The 20,839-nt window shown below is 60.2% G+C and carries 19 protein-coding genes and 1 tRNA gene; 7 read left to right on the top strand and 13 right to left on the bottom strand.

The features are described from left to right. Positions 1-9: 9 nt before the first annotated feature. The 11 genes from QRN20_RS01170 to acuR all read right to left on the bottom strand — a co-directional run bounded on the left by QRN20_RS01170 (position 10) and on the right by acuR (position 13,474). Positions 10-654, bottom strand: coding sequence for a LysE family transporter (locus tag QRN20_RS01170; protein ID WP_025993601.1), 645 nt, complete (start codon positions 652-654; stop codon positions 10-12). A gap of 14 nt (positions 655-668) precedes the next feature. Continuing rightward, positions 669-2,390 carry an FAD/NAD(P)-binding protein gene (locus QRN20_RS01165; protein WP_285359963.1) on the bottom strand — a complete coding sequence of 574 codons (1,722 nt, stop codon included), beginning with the start codon at positions 2,388-2,390 and terminating at the stop codon, positions 669-671. Between the two features lie 86 nt (positions 2,391-2,476). Then, positions 2,477-4,486 carry a 2,3-diaminopropionate biosynthesis protein SbnB gene (gene sbnB / locus QRN20_RS01160; RefSeq protein WP_285359923.1) on the bottom strand — a complete coding sequence of 670 codons (2,010 nt, stop codon included), beginning with the start codon at positions 4,484-4,486 and terminating at the stop codon, positions 2,477-2,479. A gap of 5 nt (positions 4,487-4,491) precedes the next feature. Beyond that, positions 4,492-5,814: a lysine N(6)-hydroxylase/L-ornithine N(5)-oxygenase family protein gene (locus tag QRN20_RS01155; RefSeq protein ID WP_285359922.1), complete on the bottom strand. Its 1,323-nt coding sequence runs from the start codon at positions 5,812-5,814 to the stop codon at positions 4,492-4,494. Positions 5,815-5,867: 53 nt separating this feature from the next. Beyond that, a complete protein-coding gene (locus tag QRN20_RS01150; RefSeq protein ID WP_502942003.1) occupies positions 5,868-6,845 on the bottom strand; it encodes an ABC transporter substrate-binding protein in 978 nt (325 codons plus the stop codon). Further along, the gene (locus QRN20_RS01145) at positions 6,842-7,984 is read right to left on the bottom strand and encodes an NAD(P)/FAD-dependent oxidoreductase (protein WP_058432771.1); all 1,143 of its coding nucleotides are present in this window, start codon (positions 7,982-7,984) and stop codon (positions 6,842-6,844) included. The genes QRN20_RS01150 and QRN20_RS01145 overlap by 4 nt, the downstream gene beginning before the upstream one ends. Before the next feature lie 14 nt (positions 7,985-7,998). Continuing rightward, positions 7,999-9,498, bottom strand: a complete 1,500-nt coding sequence (locus tag QRN20_RS01140; protein ID WP_285359921.1) for a methionine--tRNA ligase — start codon at positions 9,496-9,498, stop codon at positions 7,999-8,001. Beyond that, complete coding sequence (locus tag QRN20_RS01135; RefSeq protein ID WP_285359920.1) at positions 9,491-9,883, bottom strand: cupin domain-containing protein; 393 nt, start codon at positions 9,881-9,883, stop codon at positions 9,491-9,493. The genes QRN20_RS01140 and QRN20_RS01135 overlap by 8 nt, the downstream gene beginning before the upstream one ends. 509 nt (positions 9,884-10,392) lie before the next feature. Further along, positions 10,393-11,358, bottom strand: coding sequence for a site-specific integrase (locus QRN20_RS01130; protein WP_029242552.1), 966 nt, complete (start codon positions 11,356-11,358; stop codon positions 10,393-10,395). A gap of 429 nt (positions 11,359-11,787) precedes the next feature. Continuing rightward, positions 11,788-12,783 carry an acrylyl-CoA reductase (NADPH) gene (gene acuI, locus QRN20_RS01125; protein ID WP_029242153.1) on the bottom strand — a complete coding sequence of 332 codons (996 nt, stop codon included), beginning with the start codon at positions 12,781-12,783 and terminating at the stop codon, positions 11,788-11,790. Positions 12,784-12,829: 46 nt separating this feature from the next. Further along, entirely contained in the window at positions 12,830-13,474 is a 645-nt protein-coding gene (gene acuR / locus QRN20_RS01120; protein WP_057410172.1) for an acrylate utilization transcriptional regulator AcuR, read from the bottom strand. Positions 13,475-13,696: 222 nt separating this feature from the next. On the opposite strand from acuR, the gene modA reads away from it, so the two are divergent. The 4 genes from modA to QRN20_RS01100 all read left to right on the top strand — a co-directional run bounded on the left by modA (position 13,697) and on the right by QRN20_RS01100 (position 17,381). After that, the gene (modA, locus tag QRN20_RS01115; protein WP_122436473.1) at positions 13,697-14,464 is read left to right on the top strand and encodes a molybdate ABC transporter substrate-binding protein; all 768 of its coding nucleotides are present in this window, start codon (positions 13,697-13,699) and stop codon (positions 14,462-14,464) included. After that, entirely contained in the window at positions 14,465-15,145 is a 681-nt protein-coding gene (modB, locus tag QRN20_RS01110) for a molybdate ABC transporter permease subunit (protein ID WP_004881900.1), read from the top strand. 3 nt (positions 15,146-15,148) lie between these two features. Continuing rightward, positions 15,149-16,237 carry a molybdenum ABC transporter ATP-binding protein gene (gene modC / locus QRN20_RS01105; protein WP_285359919.1) on the top strand — a complete coding sequence of 363 codons (1,089 nt, stop codon included), beginning with the start codon at positions 15,149-15,151 and terminating at the stop codon, positions 16,235-16,237. Positions 16,238-16,325: 88 nt separating this feature from the next. Continuing rightward, positions 16,326-17,381, top strand: coding sequence for a DNA topoisomerase IB (locus tag QRN20_RS01100; RefSeq protein ID WP_122467808.1), 1,056 nt, complete (start codon positions 16,326-16,328; stop codon positions 17,379-17,381). Between the two features lie 25 nt (positions 17,382-17,406). On the opposite strand, the gene QRN20_RS01095 is transcribed toward QRN20_RS01100, so the two are convergent. Next, complete coding sequence (locus tag QRN20_RS01095; RefSeq protein ID WP_029242159.1) at positions 17,407-17,802, bottom strand: helix-turn-helix domain-containing protein; 396 nt, start codon at positions 17,800-17,802, stop codon at positions 17,407-17,409. Positions 17,803-18,237: 435 nt separating this feature from the next. Here QRN20_RS01095 and QRN20_RS01090 point away from each other — a divergent pair. From QRN20_RS01090 to QRN20_RS01080, 3 genes are all read left to right on the top strand, one after another. Beyond that, positions 18,238-18,323: transfer RNA gene (locus QRN20_RS01090), tRNA-Leu, on the top strand. 184 nt (positions 18,324-18,507) lie between these two features. Beyond that, a complete protein-coding gene (locus tag QRN20_RS01085) occupies positions 18,508-19,248 on the top strand; it encodes a hypothetical protein (RefSeq protein ID WP_285359918.1) in 741 nt (246 codons plus the stop codon). 12 nt (positions 19,249-19,260) lie between these two features. Next, complete coding sequence (locus QRN20_RS01080; protein ID WP_043303668.1) at positions 19,261-19,956, top strand: SOS response-associated peptidase family protein; 696 nt, start codon at positions 19,261-19,263, stop codon at positions 19,954-19,956. A gap of 58 nt (positions 19,957-20,014) precedes the next feature. On the opposite strand, the gene QRN20_RS01075 is transcribed toward QRN20_RS01080, so the two are convergent. Further along, positions 20,015-20,431 carry a hypothetical protein gene (locus QRN20_RS01075; protein WP_285359917.1) on the bottom strand — a complete coding sequence of 139 codons (417 nt, stop codon included), beginning with the start codon at positions 20,429-20,431 and terminating at the stop codon, positions 20,015-20,017. Positions 20,432-20,839 lie beyond the last annotated feature (408 nt).

Raw genomic sequence — 20,839 nt, 5'->3', positions numbered from 1 at the left:
TCCTTGAAATCAGTTGATCAGACCGGCCGGCAACAGGCCGATCAGCAGGCGAATACCGAACGCGATCATGAAAAGCCCGGTCACGATGTCGATGGCCTTTTTCATCCGCTGATAACGGGCCTGCACCGCCGGAATCGAGAACAGCGTGGCCAGCAGCACGAACCAGGAGATCGCCAGAATGGCAATGATCGACACCCCGGCCGTGCGCACCCACATCGGCATGCCCGGCGTGGTCACGGTGGTGAATACGCTGGTGTAGAACGCCAGCGCCTTGGGGTTGGTCAGGTTAGTGAACAGGCCGAAACGGTAGGCACGGCTGAGACTGCCAATGCCCAGCGCGCCAATGTCGCGAGGTTTGGGCTGGCTGCCCGCGCTGCGCAGGCTCTTGGTGCCCAGCCAGGTCAGGTACGCCCCGCCCAGCAGTTGCAGGGCCGGTTGCAGCCAGGGCAGTTGTTGAAATATCAGGCCCAGCCCGGTGGCTGCGAGCAATGCCCAGAGGATGCTGCCCGAAGCAACACCCAGTCCGGCGCAGATGCCTTGTTGCCGGGACTGGCTGAACGACAACTGGGTGATGACCAGAAAGTTCGGGCCGGGGCTGATGATCAGGACAATGAAAGCACCGGCGAGCGCCGTCAGCAGAGTGATCTCGTACATATAGCCAATTCCTTTTAGAGGGTTGAAAAAGAGGTGATGGAAAGGGAGTCGCAGCGATTGGCTGACAGCGCATCGAGGCACGTCTGGGCCACCTGCCACGCCTCGATAAGCGCCCGGCAGGTCGGGTCTGGCGTGGGCACGTAGTGGTTGTAGAAGGTGCAGCCTTCGACGATCGGCCCCAGTGCCCAAAGGCGCGAATGAACGCCGCCGTCGGCACGCGCGACGCGCCCAGACGGGTCCGTCGTCACTCCGTCAGCCGGATACGCATGAGCGGGACGAACAAGGCCCTGACGCAGCAGGTCGTTCAACAGCGGATCGCGACTGGAAGAAAGACCGCGGTGCGCCACACGCGCCCGGATCAGTGTGTCAAACGGCACGGGCGAACTGGAGGCATCCTCCATGGGCGGCAGGACGGTCACGACACCGGCCTGGATCAGCGCCAGGAGGTCTTCGTAACGCTCTTTCTGCGGGCCGCCGACCAGTCGATTCGACAGCCCGGCCCACTGGCCATAAAACGCCAGTGTCGATGCGTCACTCAGGCCGCCGCGATCCGCCACACGCCGCAGCAGGTCGCGATAATCACGCCACACCTCCAGCGCCTGACGAACCGGGCTGCTCGCGGTGCCCAGGCGACTCAACGCCAGCTCACGCGCGATCCAGCGTTCGAACCACTGCGCATACGATTCTTCATCGCCGCACCAGCGCTCGGTGACCAGCCACTGTTCGGGCTCGAACTCGCCCCACTGTTCGGCCAGCGCCTTGAACAACCTGTGGAGTGAAACCCGATCAGTCGCGTTACCGAGCTTCTGCTGCAGCAACTGCAACTCCCGGGGCGCGTCGAGTCGGACTCTGGCCTGCCAGAACACCGCGCACATTTCGTCCTTGATCAACGGCAGCACGTCACGCTCGAAATCGAGCCGTCCGGTCGCGCTCTGCTGGCGCAGTTCGACAATGGCTTCAGCGGTAAAGAACGTTCTCGGCAGCGCAGCATGGACAGAAGGATGCCATTGGGGCCGGGCGTGAAACGGCAGCCCTGAGCGCGAATACAGCGCTATCCTCGGCTCCAGCCCGGACGGCAGGTAGCGCCAGCCCGCATGGCCTGGATCAGGCACATAGCGCCCGCCGCGCCCCTCAGTGAGATGCGCCAGTGTGTCCATCGCAGTCAGGCCCAGCCCTTCGATCAATACCGACTCGCCGATGGCAGATCGCTCATCTGCCGCTGACGAGTGGCCACAGGTCAGCAGCACTGCGTCGACATCCAGTTCGCGAACCGTCGTTTGCAGGCGAAAACCTGCATCGACAGCCCGTTCACGACAACCAGTGACCACCTCGGCGTGGTGGCGCACTTCGACATGCGCGGGGCATTGCTTCAGCAGAAATCGATAGCTGTCCTGCAAATAACGCCCCAGCAGTTTGCGCGGCACGAAGTCGCCGAACGCAACCGGCCTGCCCTTCCCGTCCGTACTGACATGGCCTCGTTCATCGAGCATGACTCCCTTGGCCTGGCACCACTGTAAAAAGGTCCAGCCCGCAGGTTCTGAGACGGGAAAGGCCGACGAAAACGCCGAGAGCTGACCCGCCATGGTGTTGAGCATCAGGTAATCGGGCTGCTCGGCAAGGTGCAGGCCGCTACCGGGCGTCCGAGGATCGAATACCTCGATGCGCAGCCGTTGCGCATCCGTTTTGCGACTCAAACCGATCAACTGTTCCAGAACGCTCAGGCCACGCGAGCCCATGCCGATGATCGCGATCGAACACGGCTCAGGTTCGAACTGCCGGACAGGCAGTTCGACCCGATCAAGAGAACGTGTCTGCATGTCGGTCACCAGCGGTTCGATTCGAAGAAGAACTGCGGCACCGGCAAAGCGCTGCCCTCGGCCACGGCCTGCCCGTAGATCCGCTGCCCTACAGCCAGGTCGAGTACGCCCAGGCCAAACGGCGAGAAGATCGAGACCCGATCCGGGCTCAATTCCACTTGCCCGGTCATCAGTTGCGCCAGCGTGCCGGTGATGAACGAGCGGTCCTGATACTGCTGCACCGCCAGGTCAGGCGAGGTCCGAGCCTTCAGGCAATGCTCGACGTCATCCAGAATGTTGTTGGCGCAGGCAATCACCTCGGGGCCAAGATCACGCAGCGAGATGTTCAATACCAACTGGCCCGGCCGGAACACCGGCTCCAACACATAAGGACTCGGCGCCGTGGTGGCGAACACCACCACATCGGCCTGCAGGCTGTCGTCCAGGTCTGCCAGCTCACTGACTAGCCGATGCCGGTTCGCGGCATGATCGACCAGCGCCCGCGCCGAATCGGGGTGCTGATCGAACACACTCACCCTGTCCAGCGTCCAGGCATCGCTGACGAACATGTCCAGAATGCTGCGCGCAATGAATCCGGCACCAATGAACGCCATGCGCGGGACGTGTTTGTGATGACGACTCATCCAGCGCGCACCCAGCACTGCAGAGGCTGCGGTACGCATGGCGCTGATTCGCGACGCTTCCAGACAGGCAAAGGCATAGCCGGTCTGCGGATCGTTGAGGATCAACACCGCCGAGGCGCGTTGCAGACCCGAGTCCGTATTGCCCGGGAAACTGGAAATCCACTTGATGCCACTGACCGGCTGTTCCCCGCACAGGCTGGCGGGCAGCGCGATGATGCGGTTGGCCGGTGCCTCGGGGAAACGCAGAAAGTAGCTGTCTGGATTGATCGTCCGGCCTGCTTCATGGGCCAGATAAGCTCCTTCGACGTCATCGATGCAGGCCTGAGGATCCGCCGCCAGCAGCCGCGCGACCACTTCACCGTCGATCACATGGAACGGCGCCTGACGCGAGCGCTCGGTTGCCAGATAGGTGGTCCAGCTCGGCATGATCGGCATGTCCGCCAGGGTCATGTTCAACACGTCGCTGCCGAAATGCCGTTCGACCCAAAGGTCGTCATACAGCGTGTCCAGATAGCGCTCACCCCAATCCGGCGACAGAGCCACCACCACCGAACCGGGTTCGATGCGGTCGCGCCAGGCGTGAACCGCCGCCGCTACCGTGGCGGTCGAGCCGCCGACCAGCAGACCTTTGGTGCGAGCCAGAATCCGACACATGGCAACGGTGCGCGACTCGGGCACCATCTCCAGCGCATGAACACCGTCGGCATTGAAAATCGGCGGGCGCTGGCTGGTGCCCAGACCCGGAATATAGCGACGGCTGGCCGGGGTGTTGAAAGTCACCGAGCCGACGCTGTCCACGGCAATGATTTTGGTGGTCGGATGATGGCGCTGAAAATGCTGAAGGCAGCCCATCAGGGTGCCGGTGGTGCCTGCGCCGACGAACAGGTAATCGACATGCCCGAAATGCTGGCTGATCGAGCGCGCCGTGGTGCGTGCATGGGCTCGTGGATTGGCAGCGTTTTCATACTGGTTGAGCCATACGTAACGCGGATCGCTGCCGATTTTTTCGCGAATCAGCGCGATGCGCGTGCCGAGGAAACCGCCATTTTCGTCCGGCGTCTCAACCCGGATGACCTCGGCGCCGTAAGTGCGCATCATGCGAATGTTGTGGTTGGAGCTGTTGGGATCGACCACGCAGGTGAAACGAATCCCGCGTTCGGCGCAGAGCATGGCCAGCGCCACACCCAGGTTGCCCGACGACGATTCGATCAGAATCGTGTCCGGGCCGATCAGGCCGCGTGATTGCAGGTCATCCACCAGGCCTACGGCGGTCTTGAGCTTGATCGAACCCGCCGGGTTGAGGGATTCCATTTTCAGGAAGAAGTCATGTCCAAGCCCCGAGACCTTGAGAAAGGTCCGGTCGTGAATAATGTCGCAAATGGTGTCGTACATGGGGGTCACTTCCACTGTGCCAGTAACGGTGCATCGGCCGCGCACTCGACGGCCTGTTCAAGGGCATTGGCGATGCGTTCGGCGCGCAGGGCCATGAGGGAAAACGACTGGCTGTCGCTGATACCGTGGCTGCGCTCGGAAAGGCCGTTGACCCAGAGGTTCACGTCGCAGTCTTCGTCCATCGCGACGCGGTAATCCCGGTCGATCAGCAGGCCGCCGTCCAGGTCCGCCTTGAGCCAGGGTTGCAGACCGCTCAGCAACGGCGGAATCAGGTATTGCTCGTAGCCAGTGCCCAGCACCACAGCGTCGACTTCCAGCACCTGGGTGCGCTGACTGAAGGTGTCGGTGACTTCGACGCGATAACCGGTTTCGACCTTCTCGATGGACGAAACGACGCTGTAGCCGTAGGTCTGCAGACGTTTGCGTCCGGCAATGGCGTCCTCGTAGATCAGTGAAAACAGCTTCTGGCTTTCGTCCGGGTCGATGCCCGCATAATTGGTCGAACGGCTCCAGTCGAGAAAGCGATGCCGCGCTGCGTGGTTGAGGCTGTGGAAGTAATCAACGTGATCCGGCGCAAAAACGCGGTTGGGGAACTGTCCCAATTGGGTCAGTTTGAAACCGGCAGAACGGTGCACCGAGTGCACCTCGATGCCCATGTCACGCCCCACCAGTTCCAGCACCGATTCGCTGGCGCTCTGCCCCGAACCCAGCACCAGCCAGCGCTTGGGCAGGTTTTCACCGAAAGCTTGCAGACGGGTCAGGAACTGCGAGGTATGGAACAGCGTCGGCCCGATCAGCGACTGGAACATCACTGGAATGCGCGGCGCACTGCCGCTCGACAACACGACGTTGCGGGTGGTGAAACAGGCATCCTGCGTGCGGACTTTCAGCTCGCAAAGCCGGCCGTCACGGAGTACCGGAGCGATTTCGGTGACCTGCGAATTGAAGTGGGTATCGCTATCGACCTGCTGCGACACCCAGGCCACGTAATCCGACCATTCATGTCGGCTGGCAGGCCGGCCCAGAAGGCCGAAGTCGAACATCCGGCCTTTGCTCTTCAGATACATGGCGAACGAGAAGCGGCTGCGCGGGTTGCGCGGCGTGACCAGGTCGCGAAACACATGGTGATTGATGTCAGTCCCGGCGAGCAGCAGCTCCCGATGCCACTGGGTGTCCGCTGCGGCTTCCAGAAATCGCACCGAAAGCGCCGCCAGCGGGCTGTTATCTTCCCGCGCATCTTCGAAGGCGCAGGCCAGAGCGATACCCGCCGGGCCGAAACCGATGCACACGGCGTCCGATTGATAAGGGTGTGGTGTTGAATGACCCATGAGATTCCCATCCTTAGAGTTGGCATAAAGCCTTGAAAAAGCGGTCGTGAAGATCAAAGAGGTTCTGCAATCAGCCCCTCGGGACCGACTCTCCAGACGCTGTTGAATGCACTTCGGTACTCGCCCTGATCGAAGCTGACCGCGCCCAGCGGCGTGTTGAAGGTGGTGTGGTTGAGCACATCCAGCAGCTGTTCCCTGCGCCACGCGCTGTTGGCCAGGATTGCCAGCACGTAAAGCATGAGCAGGCTTTCCCGGTAATAGGTCTGCGGCAGGACGCCGAACAGCGACCGGTGCAGTGCGTGCGATGTGTCGTTCTGCTGCGGGCCGGGCGGCACGCCGAAACCGACGACCCAGGTGTTGCTGTCATGGGCAGGCGCGCAGCCCAGATGCGGCGAGGCTGCGTCGTCGGTCAGGACCAGCGGCCGCGTACTGCCAGCCTGACGTCGTGCCTGCCAGTGCTCGCGGCTGGCGCGCAGACGCCCGGCGAACACTTCCACATCGGCGTGCTCGCGCTCGCTCACGATTTGCAGGCCAGCGGTTTCAAGTGCATCGCCAATCGCCACGACCAATGCCTGGCCATGGGCGCTGTCATCCGCTTGAAGGTGCACCGAGCGCCAACGGCGTGCCGACAGCCAGGCCGTCAGGTCCAGGGCCAGCTGTTGGTCGGACGGACAAAACCGAAATACATTGGGGTGCTCGACCGTCAGTCGATCAATCGTCGCCGCAGGTGTCAGCAGTGCCATACCCGCCCGTTGATAAAGCGGAGCCGCGCCGATGGCGGCATCGGACGAAAAATGACCAATGACCAGATCCGCCCGCCAGTCGATCATCTGCTGCGCCACCTCGGCACCCCGACGGGCGTTGGCACCGTCGTCGAGAAAGTGCCACTGCACGCGGCCCAGTCCCGGAATAACGTTGCGCGCCACGGCGAGCGCCCTGAGAAAAGTGCGCGCATGGGGCGTGTCATCCGGGTCGAACAGTGCACTGACGCCGACCCGCAAGGTTTCAGGCGCCTGCAACATGACGCTCATGGCTGCACTCCCTGCCGAACCGCGCTGCGCTGCAACGAATCCGGCGCAAGTGCGGACCAGCCATTACACGACGCACGTTGTCCGGAAACGCGCTCACGCAATTGCTCGAACGCGATATGCGCAATGCCCGGCGCGAACTTGAAGCCCAGCCCGGACATGCCGGCCGCTACATAGATCGGGCTCTGTTCGTCACAAAAGCCCAGCACCGGGCGACCGTCCGCGCTGTAGCTGTCGAAGCCCGGCAGAACGTCCAGCACACGAACCTGCGCCGCCCAGGCGTCGGACAACTGCGCAACGCGCTTGCGAGCGTCCTCGACATGGCGTGCGTCCGGCAGTGCCAAATGCTCCGGCCACACACCGCTGTCGCGCAGGCCGCAACCGGTCTGCACGATGTTGCGGGTCAGCGGGATGCCGTAGCTCTGGGTAACGGCATCGATCACCGGCATGGACCACTCGCTGTCGGTCATGACCCGCGCCAGCGGAATCGAGCGTGCTTCCAGCGCCAGGTGCGGCACCAGAAGCTGGCTCCAGGCTCCGGCGGCCACCACCACAGCGCGACAGCGCAAGGTCGCATCACCCAGTTCGATATGCACCAGGTCACGGGACCGGCAATCGATGGCCTTTATCTCGCGATGCTCCAGCAGCAAGCCGTGCTGGCGCACCACGCCACACAACGCGGCCACCGCCTGACGCACATTGCCGACACAGGCCTGCGGCTCGAACAGATTGACCCGCTCTTCGTCCGTAAACCGCGGATAACGGCCGCCATCCAGCTCGCGATTGCTCAACAGGCGCATGGGGTATTGCTCGCTGCCGTAGTGCTCGATGGCGCGGCACAGGTTGTCGAGTTGATCGGGTGCGGCCCGGTAGATCACGCCGGTGCGCCTTAACGCCTGATGGTAGGTGGTGGCGAACACGCCCTCTTCCATCTTGCTGATGGAATAAGCCGCCAGGTCCATCAACAGCGGGTCGTTATCGTACAGACGCACCAGCCCCCCGGAGTAGCCGCTGGCCCCGAGGCTGCCTGCTGCACCCTTGTCGATCAGCGCGACCGACATCCCTGCGCTGCATAGCTTCGCCGCGATACTGGCACCGGTGATTCCAGCGCCAATGACCGCTATTTCATGTTCGATGAACATCGTGAAGAGTCCGTTCAGATGGAGTATTCGGCAGCAGAGCCCGACATGACCGTGGCATTGACCCGCGCTTCGGGCAGATTGAAGGCGCTGACGATCCGCGCCGACATCTCGGGAATCAGCGCCTTGCCGATGACCGCAATGAACGCTGCGAGATGGCTGACCGGTCGACCTTCCGCCAGCCGCGTGCGGGTGATGGCGATCACATCCAGCAGCACCTGCGCCATGCCTTTCATGGAGAAGTGATTCGGCTCGCATGCTTTGCTCCACTGCAGACGCAGCGCTTCCAGCAAACCGGCATCGGTCCCGCACACGCCACTCCACCAACTGGTGTCGTTCTGCGCACCGGTTGCAAGCAAGGCCGGGAAAAACGCTCCGAACACGTCCGCGCGCCATTGCAGGAAATGCTGCAGACGGAAGTCGCCCTCGCTCTCCTCAGGCGCAATGCTCGCCAGGTACAGACGAGCGCTGTCGGCGCAGGCTTCGCGCGCCAGGTCCCCGACCCAGATGGCGTGGTTACGGCTGGTCGACAGATTGAGCCCGTCCAGCTTGAGAAACTGATTGGGCACGAAACGTTGCTGAACCCGAATGCCATCCATCACCGACAGCTGCGCCGGGTAGACGACCGCGTGGCTGAATACGCAATCGAAGCCAAGAAAGTGCACCAGCGTGCCCTGCCCCGACTGCCAGTACTGACGGAACAGCTCCGGACGACCGATGCGATCGGCGTATTCGCGAAACGCAGCCATGTAGCCGGGCAGCCCCATGAACCAGGTGTGCACGCGGCACGAGCCGTCTGCCTGAAGATCGAGCCCGCCATCGTGCGGACGCGTGACGCCCCAGTCGTGGATGTGCTCCAGCGTGTCGCGCAGCCAGGCATTCAGCGGACTGCGCCACTGGCGATCCAGCAGCCGGTCACGCAGCGCGGGCTTGCAGGCTGCCAGTTTCAGGAACGCGCGGTGTGCGGTTTTCCATTGCGAAGGCTGTTTGCATAACTTGCAATGCAGCCCGGTCATCAACGGCGCGTCAGGTGCCTGCGCGCAGTTCTCGCACTGGCTGGCATCAGACTCGACACCGCAATAGTTGCAATTGCCCCGCGCAAACGCCTCGTAACCCCAGACGTCGCAGTCAGGGCAATAAGGTTCGCTGGAATCGCGAAATTCGATCAGCCCTGCGTCGCGGACCTTGCCGAACACCTCGGCAACCGAGTCGGCGAACCAGTGGTTGTCGTGAGGGCGCATCCAGTTGTCCGGCTGGATGTTGATCGCGGCCAGCGAGGCTTCGATGCGGTCGGAGTTGCGATTGGCAAGCTCTACCGGATCCACCCCGGTCTCCAGCCCCTTGCGCAACATGTAGGACTGATAGTCGTCCGAATAGGACAGCAGCACACACTCGTGGCCGCGCTGGCGTTGCACCCGGGTGAAGACATCGGCAGCCAGAAACGGACCTGCTATATGGCCGATGTGCAAATCACCGTTGGGCGTAGGTGGCGTGATGGTGACAATGAACTTAGTCATCGAGGCACCCCGTGGTTTCGCAGTGCTGCTCGACAAACGCATTCACGTAGTTCATGTCCCACCACACCACGTAGAAATGAAAGTTCTCATCGGAATCATTGATGACGTAATGGTTGGTATGTTTCGGAATGGCCGCTATGTCGCCCACGTTGAACGGCATGACCTTGTCGCCCACCACCAGCCGGGCACTGCCCTTGATGGCAATGAAGATCTCCTGGTCGATCTGGGTATGCGCCTCGCTGCAGGTGCCCGGACGCACCACACACCAGCCGCCTGCAAACGGCATCGGGTAGCCTCCCCAGGGCAACAGACGACTGCCGTCGAGCCCATACTCATGTACCAGGGCGTCGAAGTCGGTTTTACGGTGTATATCGAACTTTTCCATGCTCAGACCCGTGTGTTGTGAGTGGGGCAAAGCATGAAATTCGCTGCAACAATTGGCTATCCGATCCCTTGATAGGTCGCAGCGGTCGAATCGAATTTCTGGATGGCTGGGCGCGCAAACAGCCGCAGGCACGCACTGGAAGCCATGCCAGGTATTCGCTTTGGGAGACTGAGAAACTTGGAGGAGAACGATGCAGCCAAAGCTTTCTCGCAGCCTTAGTGCATCCTAAAGTTAGTGGACATGTCAGCGCTTTTAAGTAGCTCAACAGACTTAGACATTGCCCAAGTTTCAGCACGTTATGGACGGTGATAGTCACTATCGACAATGCTGATAATCGATTTTTGGCGGCCAGTGTTACTGTTGCCGTCGATGAATGAACATGTTTCCCGGCGGCGCGAATCCGCATCGCGATGCTGATGAATACCTGCTCTTCTTCATCACTCCTTTGGTTAGATCTTTAAGCCACCCCACACCCCAGTGAGGTGGCTTTTTTTTGCCTGTGATTCAGGCTACAGGTCGAAGCGGTCCACCACGTTGCGTCGCTCGTTCTCGCTGCGCATGTCGTAGCTGGCAGTGGTTGCGATGTGCGTGTGATGCGCCAGCTTCTGAGCGATCGACAAATCGTATTCTTCGATGACACGCGTGATGAACGAGCGTCGGAAGTCGTGGGGCATGATGTTGACGCCCACCTGTTGCCCGCGCTGTTTGGCGATGAAGTAGATCGCATGCTTGGTGATGCGCTCACGGGTAATGTTGCTGCCCCGGCGAATCCGGTTGAACAGGAACGGGTCGTCGTCCTGTCCCGGTGGCAAGCAGGAGCGGCGCAGCTCCAGCCAGTCATTCAACGCGCCGAATGCCCATTCGGGCGCGTATTTGATCAGTTGTTTGTTGCCCTTGCCCATCACCCGCAGGCTGCGCTCGGAAAAGTCCACCTGAGCCAGGTCCAGATTCACCGATTCCGACTTGCGCATCCCAGAACCATAGAGAATCGCGATGATCGCCGCGTCCCGCCGACCTTGCGGCCTGGGATCGGCGGCGCAGACGTCCATCAACTCACGGATCAGCGTGCGTCTGATGTTCCGCCCTTTGGCCAGACGCGTACCGTTGACCGGCTTGATCGAGCGGATTTTCAACAACTGATCGTGACTGATCAGGTCATGACGCCACGCCTCGTTCATCACACCGCGAATGGCGTTGACGTACAGCGACGTGGTGTTGGGTGCGTAGTCGTCTTCACGCAGCGCCGAAACCAGCGCGGTGACATGACCGGGTTGCAGGGTGTGCCAGGGAATATCGAAGATATCGACGTCGGCCATTCCCAATCGGTCAGCAGCGTCCTGCAGAACGTACTTCATGGTCAGGCGACTGGAAGGAGCGAGACGCGCCAGATAGAGCTGCAGCGGATTGCTGACATCCGGCAGCGAAGGCGATTGCCGGGGGCTTGCAGCCTGGTCGGAGGATGGATCGTGCGACATGTCGGGCAAGGCCTTTGTGGTGCAAGTGCAGGCGAAACGGCCCTGCACTTTTCAATCAATTCGAAGCACTTTAACACGCAGTAAACGATCAAGGATCTCAAGCGCACTGATCGTGCCCACGCTGCGTGGACATGCCACCCGTGATGCTCTGCGTCACATCACGGCCGGACGCGGAGCGTCCTGAGAGGCGTCACCACGCTGGAGCGTGGTAACGATGATATTCCCGACGCTGATCGTGCCCATGCTCCGCGCTCATCGTTATACACAAGTCCGCCTCGACACTGATCGTGCCCATCGCTCCGCGTGGGCATGCCTCCCGTGACGCTCCGCGTCACAAATGGCACAGACTGAGAATTCAGTAAGCCGAGCGCATGGCTCAAGTCACCTTTTCGCCACTCCGGGACTTCATTTAAGGTCCAGCCCATTTCCCTATCGACCCGTATCCACCACCACGCGGCCGCGCACCTGACCGGCAATCAGTTGCGGCGCGATATCGATCACCTCACTCAGGCCAATTTCGCGGCTGATCAGTGGCAGCAACGAAGTATCCAGATCGGTGGCCAGTCTGGACCAGGCTTCAAGACGATCGGCTTGAGGCCGGGTGACGCTGTCGATCCCGGCCAGCGTGACGCCGCGCAGAATGAACGGCGCGACCGATCCGGGGAAATCCATACCCTGCGCCAGACCGCAGGCAGCAACGATGCCACGGTATTTGATCCCGGCGCAGACGTTGACCAGCGTGTGGCTGCCCACCGAATCCACCGCAGCGGCCCACTGCTCTTTCGCCAAAGGACGACCCGGCTCGGAGAGCGTCGCCCTGTCGATGATCCTCGCAGCGCCCAGCTGTTTCAGGTAGTCACTCTCCGCAACGCGTCCTGTCGAGGCAACGACCTGATAACCGAGCTTCGCCAGAATGGCGATGGTGAAGCTGCCCACGCCACCATTGGCCCCGGTGACAAGCACCTCGCCGTGTTCGGGCTTCACGCCATGCTTTTCCAGCGCGATCACACTCAGCATCGCCGTGTAACCTGCCGTGCCGATGGCCATCGCCTGGCTGGGCGTGAACGCATCCGGCAGCGGAATCAGCCACTCGCTCTTCAGCCGGGCCATTTGCGCGAGACCGCCCCAGTGCCCTTCACCCACGCCCCATCCATTGAGCAGCACTTTATCGCCAGCCTTGAACGCCGAGGCCTGACTCTCCTCGACGATACCCGCCAGATCGATCCCCGGCACCATGGGAAAGCTGCGAACAATGGGGCTCTTGCCGGTCAGAGCAAGGGCATCCTTGTAGTTGAGCGTGCTGTGGGAAACGCGCACGGTGACGTCGCCTTCGGGCAGGTCTGCCTCGTTCACCGCAGTCAGTTTCACGCGGTAACCCGACTCGTCCTTATCAATCACAATGGCGTTGAATGTGCTTACAGGCATGAGCGCCTCCAATTTAGACCGATCGTCTTTAAATAGATCAGAAAGCTCATTGCGGCAATCCGCGAAGAAAACCGGCAATGAATGTGTTCAACGGGGTATCGCTTTTGACCAGCCGGGCACGCAGCACGGCGCCCTCCCAGCCAATCCAGAAAAAAGCAGCCAGTTCGTCGCAGTCTGCATCCCAGGCCAGTTCGCCGTGCTTCTGAGCGGCTCGCAGGCAAACGGCAAGCCTGGACTGCCAATCAAGCAGTGTCTGCTCCAGCACCTCGCGAAAGGCTTCGGGCAACAGGCAGATTTCCTGCCCCAGATTGCCGACCATGCAGCCACGACGATAATCGTGACGAGCCATACCGGCCTTGGCGCTCTGCACGAAACCGACCAGACGCTCCAGTGGCGACAGGCTTTCGTCCAGAAACCAGCGGTCCAGCCGTTGCGCGAAATATCGGCAGTACTCGTCCAGAACCGCGCGACCAAACGCCTCCTTGCTGGGGAAATAGTGATAGAACGATCCCTTGGGAACACCTATTTCCTTGAGGATGTAGTCGATCCCGGTCGCAGAGAAGCCCTGCTCCGTCAGCACTTCAAGGCCGCGGCGCAGCAACGTCTCACGGGTTTCGAGATTGTCCCGGTCCACTTTGGGTGGACGCCCGGGACGGCGCGGCTGGACAGCCTGATTGAGTAATGTGGTCATGGAGGGGATATTAGACCGATCGTCTTTTATGTCAATCCAACATTGGGCAGGTGCTCGCTCACATCGGGTGAGCTGACCCGAAAACTGGAGGACAGCACACTGGGCATTTTGAACCGAGCTTGAAACATCGCTTTCAGAAAGGTGGAACATCGCTATATATTTAAATATATAGCGAAACGCCTCCAGTCCGGTGGCGTGCCTTCAATCTTCCGGAGTGGCTGCATGCAAGCGTCCCCGCTTAAAAACCTTTTGAAATTCACCGCATTTGTCGCTGCCATTTCAAGTGCTACTTCCGCCCTGGCTGACGAAGTCCAGGTCGCTGTAGCCGCCAACTTCACCGCACCGATCCAGGCTATCGCCAAGGATTTCGAGCGCGACACCGGCCACAAACTCGTCGCTGCGTTTGGTGCCACAGGCCAGATCTACACTCAGATCAAGAATGGCGCGCCATTCGAAGTATTCCTGTCCGCCGATGACACCACGCCTGCGAAGCTCGAACAGGAAGGCGACACCGTCAAGGGTTCGCGCTTTACCTACGCGGTCGGGACACTGGCGCTGTGGTCGCCGAAAGACGGCTATGTCGACGATCAAGGCAACGTACTCAAGGGCAATCAATACGAGCACCTGTCCATCGCCAACCCCAAGACCGCGCCTTACGGGCTGGCCGCTACCCAGGTACTGAGCAAGCTGGGCCTGACCGATACCACCAAAGCGAAAATCGTTGAAGGCCAGAGCATCACCCAGGCGTACCAGTTCGTTTCTACGGGTAACGCGGAACTGGGCTTCGTGGCCCTGTCGCAGATCTACAAGGACGGCAAACTGACCAGCGGCTCGGCATGGATCGTTCCGGCAGCCCTGCATGACCCGATCAGGCAGGACGCGGTGATCCTCAACAAAGGCAAGGACAGCGCCGCCGCCAAGGCGTTGGTCGACTACCTGAAAGGTCCGCAAGCGGCCGCTATCATCAAGTCGTACGGATATCAGCTGTAAATGCCTTTGGGAAGCGCCGACATCGCGGCGATCTGGCTGACACTGAAGCTCGCCTCGCTGACCACCGTGATCCTGCTGGTGATCGGCACGCCCATCGCGCTGTGGTTGTCGCGCACCGACTCGTGGCTCAAGGGTCCGGTCGGTGCCGTCGTCGCCCTGCCCCTCGTTCTGCCGCCGACCGTCATCGGCTTCTATCTGTTGCTGTTGCTCGGCCCCAACGGTGCGGTCGGTCAGTTGACCCAGAGTCTGGGGTTGGGAACGTTGACGTTCAGTTTTACCGGGCTGGTCATCGGCTCGGTGCTCTACTCGATGCCCTTCGTGGTACAGCCACTGCAGAACGCTTTTTCAGCCATCGGCACGCGCCCACTGGAAGTCGCCGCAACGTTGCGGGCCGGCCCTTGGGACACGTTCTTTCATGTCATTCTGCCGCTGGCAAAACCCGGCTTTATTACCGGGGCGATTTTAGGGTTTGCGCACACAGTCGGTGAATTCGGGGTGGTATTGATGATCGGTGGCAACATCCCCGAGAAGACTCGCGTGGTGTCGGTGCAGATCTTCGACCACGTCGAATCCATGGAGTACCTGCAGGCACACTGGTTGGCCGGGTCGATGCTGGTGTTCTCATTTCTGGTTCTGCTGGCGCTTTATTCCAGCGGCAAATCCAAAACGGGATGGAGTTGATCGATGGCCTCGCCTGTCGAAGTGCGCTTGCACATGAGCTACCCGGACTTTCGCATGGACCTGGATCTGGTGCTGCCCGGCTCCGGCGTAACCGCGCTTTATGGCCCTTCCGGCTCCGGCAAGACCACTTGCCTGCGCTGTATCGCCGGCCTGGAAAAAGCCCCGCAGGGCGTTATCCGGGTCAATAATGAAGTCTGGCAGGACAGCGACAAGGGCGTCTTTGTTGCGCCCCACAAACGTCCCATCGGCTATGTGTTTCAGGAAGCCAGCCTCTTCACGCACCTGTCAGTCAGGGAAAACCTGGAATTCGGCTTCAAGCGGATCACCCGCAATCAGCGCAGCATTCAGCTACAGCAGGCTGCCGAGTTGCTGGGCATCGATCACTTGCTCGAACGGCGCCCTGACAATCTCTCCGGCGGCGAGCGTCAACGTGTCGGCATTGCCCGCGCGCTGCTGACCAGTCCGCGCCTGGTGCTGCTTGATGAACCGCTGTCAGCGCTGGACAGCCGCCGCAAAAGCGAAATCCTGCCCTATCTGGAACGCCTGCATCGAGAGCTGGATATCCCGATGCTGTATGTCAGCCATGCCCAGGACGAAGTGGCGCGTCTGGCTGATCATCTGGTGGTGCTTGAAGCGGGCAGCGTGTTGGCCAGCGGGCCGATCCGGGAAACCCTGGCGCGTCTTGATCTACCGTTGGCCATGGGCGGTAATGCAGGCGTGGTGATCGAAGGCACGGTGAGCGCCTACGATCCTCACTATCAACTGCTGACCATCACCCTGCCCGACAGCAAACTCTCGATGCGCGTCGCGCACGCCGACATGCAACCGGGCACGCTGCTGCGCATCAAGGTGCAGGCAAGGGATGTCAGCCTCAGTCTGCAGCCTGACGACCAGAGCAGCATTCTGAACCGCTTGCCGGTGGTGGTGATGGAGGAAATGGTCGCCGACAACTCGGCGCACGTATTGGTCAGGCTGGACGCAGGCGGGACGCCATTGCTGGCCCGCATCACCCGTTATTCCAGCGATCACCTCAAACTGCATCGCGGCCAATCGCTGTGGGCGCAGATCAAGGCAGTGGCGGTACTCGCGTAATGGCGATCGGCCGCAAACCAGACGCAAATAAACGGCACCACCGCAAAACGTCGCGGTCAGTGTTTTTAACTGCCTCCGGAATTCCGCCATGCCTGACTCGACCATCATCAGCCCACTCGCCAGCGACCTGCATTACGTAGATGACAGCCAGCCGGGGTTCACGCGCAAGGTCCTGCGCGGCAAGTTCGCGTACTTCAATACCAAGGGCGAGCGCATCAAGGACGAGTCGGAGATCAAGCGTATCAACGCGCTGGCTGTGCCGCCCGCCTACACCGACGTCTGGATCTGCGCCGACCCCAACGGCCATCTGCAGGCGACGGGGCGTGATGCACGCGGTCGCAAACAGTATCGCTATCACCCGCGTTGGCGCGAGATACGCGATCAGGACAAATACTCGCGCATGATCGAGTTCGGCCATGCCCTGCCCAAGGTACGCAAGCAGATCGAGGCACAGCTCGCCCAGCCTGGCATGGGTCGGGAGAAGGTCATGGCGACAGTGGTTTCATTGCTCGATGCGACGCTGATCCGCATCGGCAACAGTCAATACGCCAAGGAAAACCGCTCCTACGGCCTGACGACATTGCGCAACAAGCACGTCGAAGTGAAAGGCGGACAGATCATGTTCGAGTTTCGCGGCAAGAGCGGCGTCGAACACAGCGTCACAGTGAAAGACCGGCGCCTGGCCAACGTGATCAAACGCTGCATGGAGCTGCCCGGCCAGAACCTGTTTCAGTACCTGGACAATGACGGCGTGCGTCACACCGTTACTTCATCGGACATCAATGCTTACCTGCAAAGCCTGACCGGCTCGGACTTCACCGCCAAGGATTATCGAACCTGGGCCGCAAGCGCGCTGGCTCTCGCCACGCTCCAGAAGCTGCATTGGGAGCCCGAAGCCGACGCGAAAAAGCACATCGTCGACATGGTCAAAGCCGTCTCGAAACAGCTGGGCAATACCCCCGCCATTTGCCGCAAATGCTACATCCATCCGGCGGTGCTCGAGGGCTTCCTGCTCGGTAACCTGGCCAAACTCCCGCGCCTCAGGCAGCGCAAGGGATTACGCCTCGAAGAGGTCGCGCTGGCCAGTTACTTGCGCACGCTGGCGGACCGCATCGAGGCTGAGGTTGAGAAGGTCAAAGCCTGAGCCTGCAGCCACTCAGCCCCGTCGGTCACTGCTCCGCTGTAACCGGCAGCCCCAAAGGCTCGCTCTGGGGCTGCCTGTCCACTGTGTCGTAAACGTGAGACAGCTCTTCGATGGTCGTCACAAGGTGACGCACCGCATGCTGAACCTCCACAAAGATGTCATCCGACGCGACGCCCGCGCAGGTGATCCGCTGAACAATGCTCTCCAGTTCGGCACCGCCCATGCGCCTGCCGGTCAGCACATACAGAACATCCACGCCTACATTTGCAACCGCAGCCAGATAGTCGGCCCTTGGGACCCGTTCGCCGCTTTCATATTTCCCCTGTGCATTGGCAGCTACGCCGCCGAAGTGTCCCAGTTCACGCTGAGAAAGCCCTATGCGCTTGCGCTCCTGCTTCAATCTCGTGCCTATATCGCTCATGGCCCTGACCGTCCGTCCCTCTGTGAAAATCAATTCTCAAATCGAATCGTCCATGGATCGCCCGAGCCTGCCCGAGCGGACTCACTCACCACCGCTCGTCAGCGCCTTCAAGCGCCCGCCTCACTTCTCATCACGCACAGACTTTTCTCCTATAACGCCTGGAGGATTTCAACTGGCGCTTATCGGATCGACCCTGGCGAACAGGCAAAAGTGTCGAGATATATGTCAATCGCGACCGCTCAATTGACGTTCGGTAGCGCCTGGACGATTGCTACCCTCGCCGCTGCGCCGCCCGTCACACGGGCAGCACCTCGTAGCCCCATGATTTCTCGAAGGATTTTTTCGACGCCTGTGTCACATCTTGTACGCGTAGAAGCGTGTGCGAGCTTGCTTAGGGATGGCGAGATGTATATATTCCCCGCTCTTGGCGCTACCGCCCCGATGGCGAAATTGGTAGACGCAAGGGACTTAAAATCCCTCGTCCTCTGGACGTGCCGGTTCGACCCCGGCTCGGGGCACCACATATAAAACAAGGGCTTGCGTGCTTTCAGTGCGCAGGCCCTTTGTTTTGAAATTGCCGCAATTCGGCAATCTTGCCGCAATTATTGATCCCCCCCCTCCCGGCGTCCTGCCGACGAACACCACTCCCCAAATTCCAAATGCTCGACTACTGTATGCACATACAGCACTCAAGAAGTACCTACTATGGACCAGAAAGTGAGCCAGCTCTTGGAGGACTGGCACAAGTTTTTAGATTCAGAGAGCACCTGGCAGTCGCCAGCCTCCTGCTACCGATACCTCATGTCGATCGCTGATCGGCTTCATGCGTTGGCAGCAATCGACCCGATGGAGCGTTTCGAAATGATGGAACTGGCAAGCGCGGCATTTTGTTACCACGTCGAGGCGAACCCTGAAGAATGGCGCTGCCCTGCTTCCAACTACGCGATCTTCAACGAGGCAGGTATTCGGGTCGGAACACTGCTAGGCAGCAGATATATCCTGCACGGCCCTGACGTCGAACCGGACCACAAAGCCTATTTGGCCATCCTGCGAGATGACAACACGCTGCTGACTCACACGCATCAGCTTTACGGACGCCTGGACGACCGGTATATCAAAACCGAGACCGGTCAGAGGGTGGTGCTGGTCGAGCTGAACCGGCAGTTTTCAGGTGTGATCCGCACGCGAATAGACGATCCTGATCAGTACCGGACCATCATCGAAGCTGCAACGCTTGCGCTTGAGTCCGGAGACCTGGCCCAGTACATCAAGTTGTGGGAGCGCGAAAACTTCTCCGTCTACCGCCAATGCTCACGGTGCTGTGATCGCTTCGAGCTGCGCGATGACTGTACCGACTGTTCTGGGCGCGGGTTTGTTGAGGACCCGCAATGCCCGAGCAAACTTCCGCGCAGCTGGGGCTGTCAACATAAGACAAACGCCGCTTAGCAGGTGAACGTCATGTGTGGAAGGATTGTTCAGAAGGCAGGAATGCCGGAGTACTTCAGCGAGCTGGCGCCGCGCTTTCGGATACTGAGTGGCTACGATGGCCAACCTATCGGACGGTACAACGTGGCGCCGACGACAAAGGTCAACATCCTGCGAGTGGCAGACGACGCGGTCTATGTGGACCCGGTCAAATGGGGATGGGCGCCTTTCTGGGCGAAGGGGAAGCGGCCCGACCCGATCAATGCCAGGGTCGAGACGGTTGCTACGGGGAAGTTTTTCAAACAGCTCTGGCCGAACGGCAGAGCGCTTGTTCCCAGTGATGGGTGGTTCGAGTGGGTCAAGGACGAACACGATCCGAAAAAGAAACAGCCTTACTTCATCCGACTGAAAAGCCAGGCGCCGATGTTTTACGGCGCCCTCGCCCACGTCACGCCTGGTCTTGAACAGCAAGACGATGACGGTTTCGTGATCATCACCGCAGCGAGCGACCAGGGCATGGTGGACATTCACGACCGCCGGCCATTGGTATTGTCGCCGGAGCTGGCCACAGAGTGGATGGATCCGTCCACGGATGCGATCAGAGCAGAAGAAATTGCGAAGGAATGCTGCCGGCCGGTTGAAGACTTCGAATGGTTTCCGGTGGGCAAAGAGGTGGGAAATGTGCGCAACCAAGGTGCGGAGCTAATCGAGCCAGTTGCCAGGCCCTGAATGGGAACGTAGCCAGAGCAACGCGGGAGAATGCGGACACCCGCGTACAGCTCAGTCATCACCCCGAAACAGGGCGACCGCCAATCCAATCAGCGTCGTTGTCGCGATTACTCCTATCATCGCCAGTGTGTAAGCCTCTGCCATGTTGCTGCTCATCATCTTGGTGGTTGGAACCGCTGTTCGGCCACCGTTCGTTGATCAGCTTTGCGACAAGCAGTGATTCATCAATCACCCGTTCTGCGCTTTCAAACAAAAGCATCGGTGGCATTTCAAGATAGCTCGCCACATCAAGCTTGGCCTGTACCGCCAAAGCGTACGGATCAAAGCCAAGCCGGAATGCCGCATGAAACACGGCAACGAGCGTGTTGCAATACACTCCATCTGCAGTCATATCCATGATCGCTCCCGAGTCGTGGGTCAGGAACAGCCCCACCTTGCGGCTGCCCCACTGATGAAAATCAGTTTCTCCATTCAAGACCCACGGTTATCTGGCATCAAGTATTTGACGATCAGGGTGCCTACCTCCTGTCGGTATAACCATCCGCCTTGATTTATAAGGAGTCGCGCGCCGATTCGCTTATTCGCCCCGCTACCCTGCCACCATCGCGTCCTTCCGTCTGAACAGCGGGCTGCCGAAGGTCTGAATGGCACAGGAGGTCAATACATTCATCGCTGATACGGAGATGTTTCAGAATGCTTGCAAAATTGGACGATGCCCGGGTGTTAGGCTGATCCGAAGGATAATATGGGTTCCCTCAATGACGAAGGCAAGACTCGATATCGCCACCCCTATCAAACCCGACATACTTATGCGTCAATGATGCTGTCGACTGGAAAGCACCTTATGTGGGTAGCGAAACCGATACGCTATTCTGACAGGTCA

Source organism: Pseudomonas sp. fls2-241-TYG-175, assembly GCF_030209155.1.
In the GTDB taxonomy this organism is placed as follows: Bacteria; Pseudomonadota; Gammaproteobacteria; order Pseudomonadales; family Pseudomonadaceae; genus Aquipseudomonas; species Aquipseudomonas viridiflava.
The sequence above is the reverse complement of the archived record's forward strand: the minus strand, read 5'-3'. Positions and strand labels throughout refer to the sequence as shown.

What these genes read in the sequence shown, in the direction of transcription:
- QRN20_RS01080 (WP_043303668.1), top strand. Translation starts at nt 19,261, where the DNA reads ATGTGTGGAAGGATTGTTCAGAAGGCAGGAATGCCGGAGTACTTCAGC.
- QRN20_RS01140 (WP_285359921.1), bottom strand. Translation starts at nt 9,498, where the DNA reads ATGACTAAGTTCATTGTCACCATCACGCCACCTACGCCCAACGGTGAT.
- acuR (WP_057410172.1), bottom strand. Translation starts at nt 13,474, where the DNA reads ATGACCACATTACTCAATCAGGCTGTCCAGCCGCGCCGTCCCGGGCGT.
- QRN20_RS01095 (WP_029242159.1), bottom strand. Translation starts at nt 17,802, where the DNA reads ATGAGCGATATAGGCACGAGATTGAAGCAGGAGCGCAAGCGCATAGGG.
- sbnB (WP_285359923.1), bottom strand. Translation starts at nt 4,486, where the DNA reads ATGTACGACACCATTTGCGACATTATTCACGACCGGACCTTTCTCAAG.
- QRN20_RS01130 (WP_029242552.1), bottom strand. Translation starts at nt 11,358, where the DNA reads ATGTCGCACGATCCATCCTCCGACCAGGCTGCAAGCCCCCGGCAATCG.
- modA (WP_122436473.1), top strand. Translation starts at nt 13,697, where the DNA reads ATGCAAGCGTCCCCGCTTAAAAACCTTTTGAAATTCACCGCATTTGTC.
- QRN20_RS01100 (WP_122467808.1), top strand. Translation starts at nt 16,326, where the DNA reads ATGCCTGACTCGACCATCATCAGCCCACTCGCCAGCGACCTGCATTAC.
- QRN20_RS01170 (WP_025993601.1), bottom strand. Translation starts at nt 654, where the DNA reads ATGTACGAGATCACTCTGCTGACGGCGCTCGCCGGTGCTTTCATTGTC.
- QRN20_RS01150 (WP_502942003.1), bottom strand. Translation starts at nt 6,845, where the DNA reads ATGAGCGTCATGTTGCAGGCGCCTGAAACCTTGCGGGTCGGCGTCAGT.
- QRN20_RS01085 (WP_285359918.1), top strand. Translation starts at nt 18,508, where the DNA reads ATGGACCAGAAAGTGAGCCAGCTCTTGGAGGACTGGCACAAGTTTTTA.
- modC (WP_285359919.1), top strand. Translation starts at nt 15,149, where the DNA reads ATGGCCTCGCCTGTCGAAGTGCGCTTGCACATGAGCTACCCGGACTTT.
- QRN20_RS01145 (WP_058432771.1), bottom strand. Translation starts at nt 7,984, where the DNA reads ATGTTCATCGAACATGAAATAGCGGTCATTGGCGCTGGAATCACCGGT.
- QRN20_RS01135 (WP_285359920.1), bottom strand. Translation starts at nt 9,883, where the DNA reads ATGGAAAAGTTCGATATACACCGTAAAACCGACTTCGACGCCCTGGTA.
- acuI (WP_029242153.1), bottom strand. Translation starts at nt 12,783, where the DNA reads ATGCCTGTAAGCACATTCAACGCCATTGTGATTGATAAGGACGAGTCG.
- modB (WP_004881900.1), top strand. Translation starts at nt 14,465, where the DNA reads ATGCCTTTGGGAAGCGCCGACATCGCGGCGATCTGGCTGACACTGAAG.
- QRN20_RS01155 (WP_285359922.1), bottom strand. Translation starts at nt 5,814, where the DNA reads ATGGGTCATTCAACACCACACCCTTATCAATCGGACGCCGTGTGCATC.
- QRN20_RS01165 (WP_285359963.1), bottom strand. Translation starts at nt 2,390, where the DNA reads ATGGGCTCGCGTGGCCTGAGCGTTCTGGAACAGTTGATCGGTTTGAGT.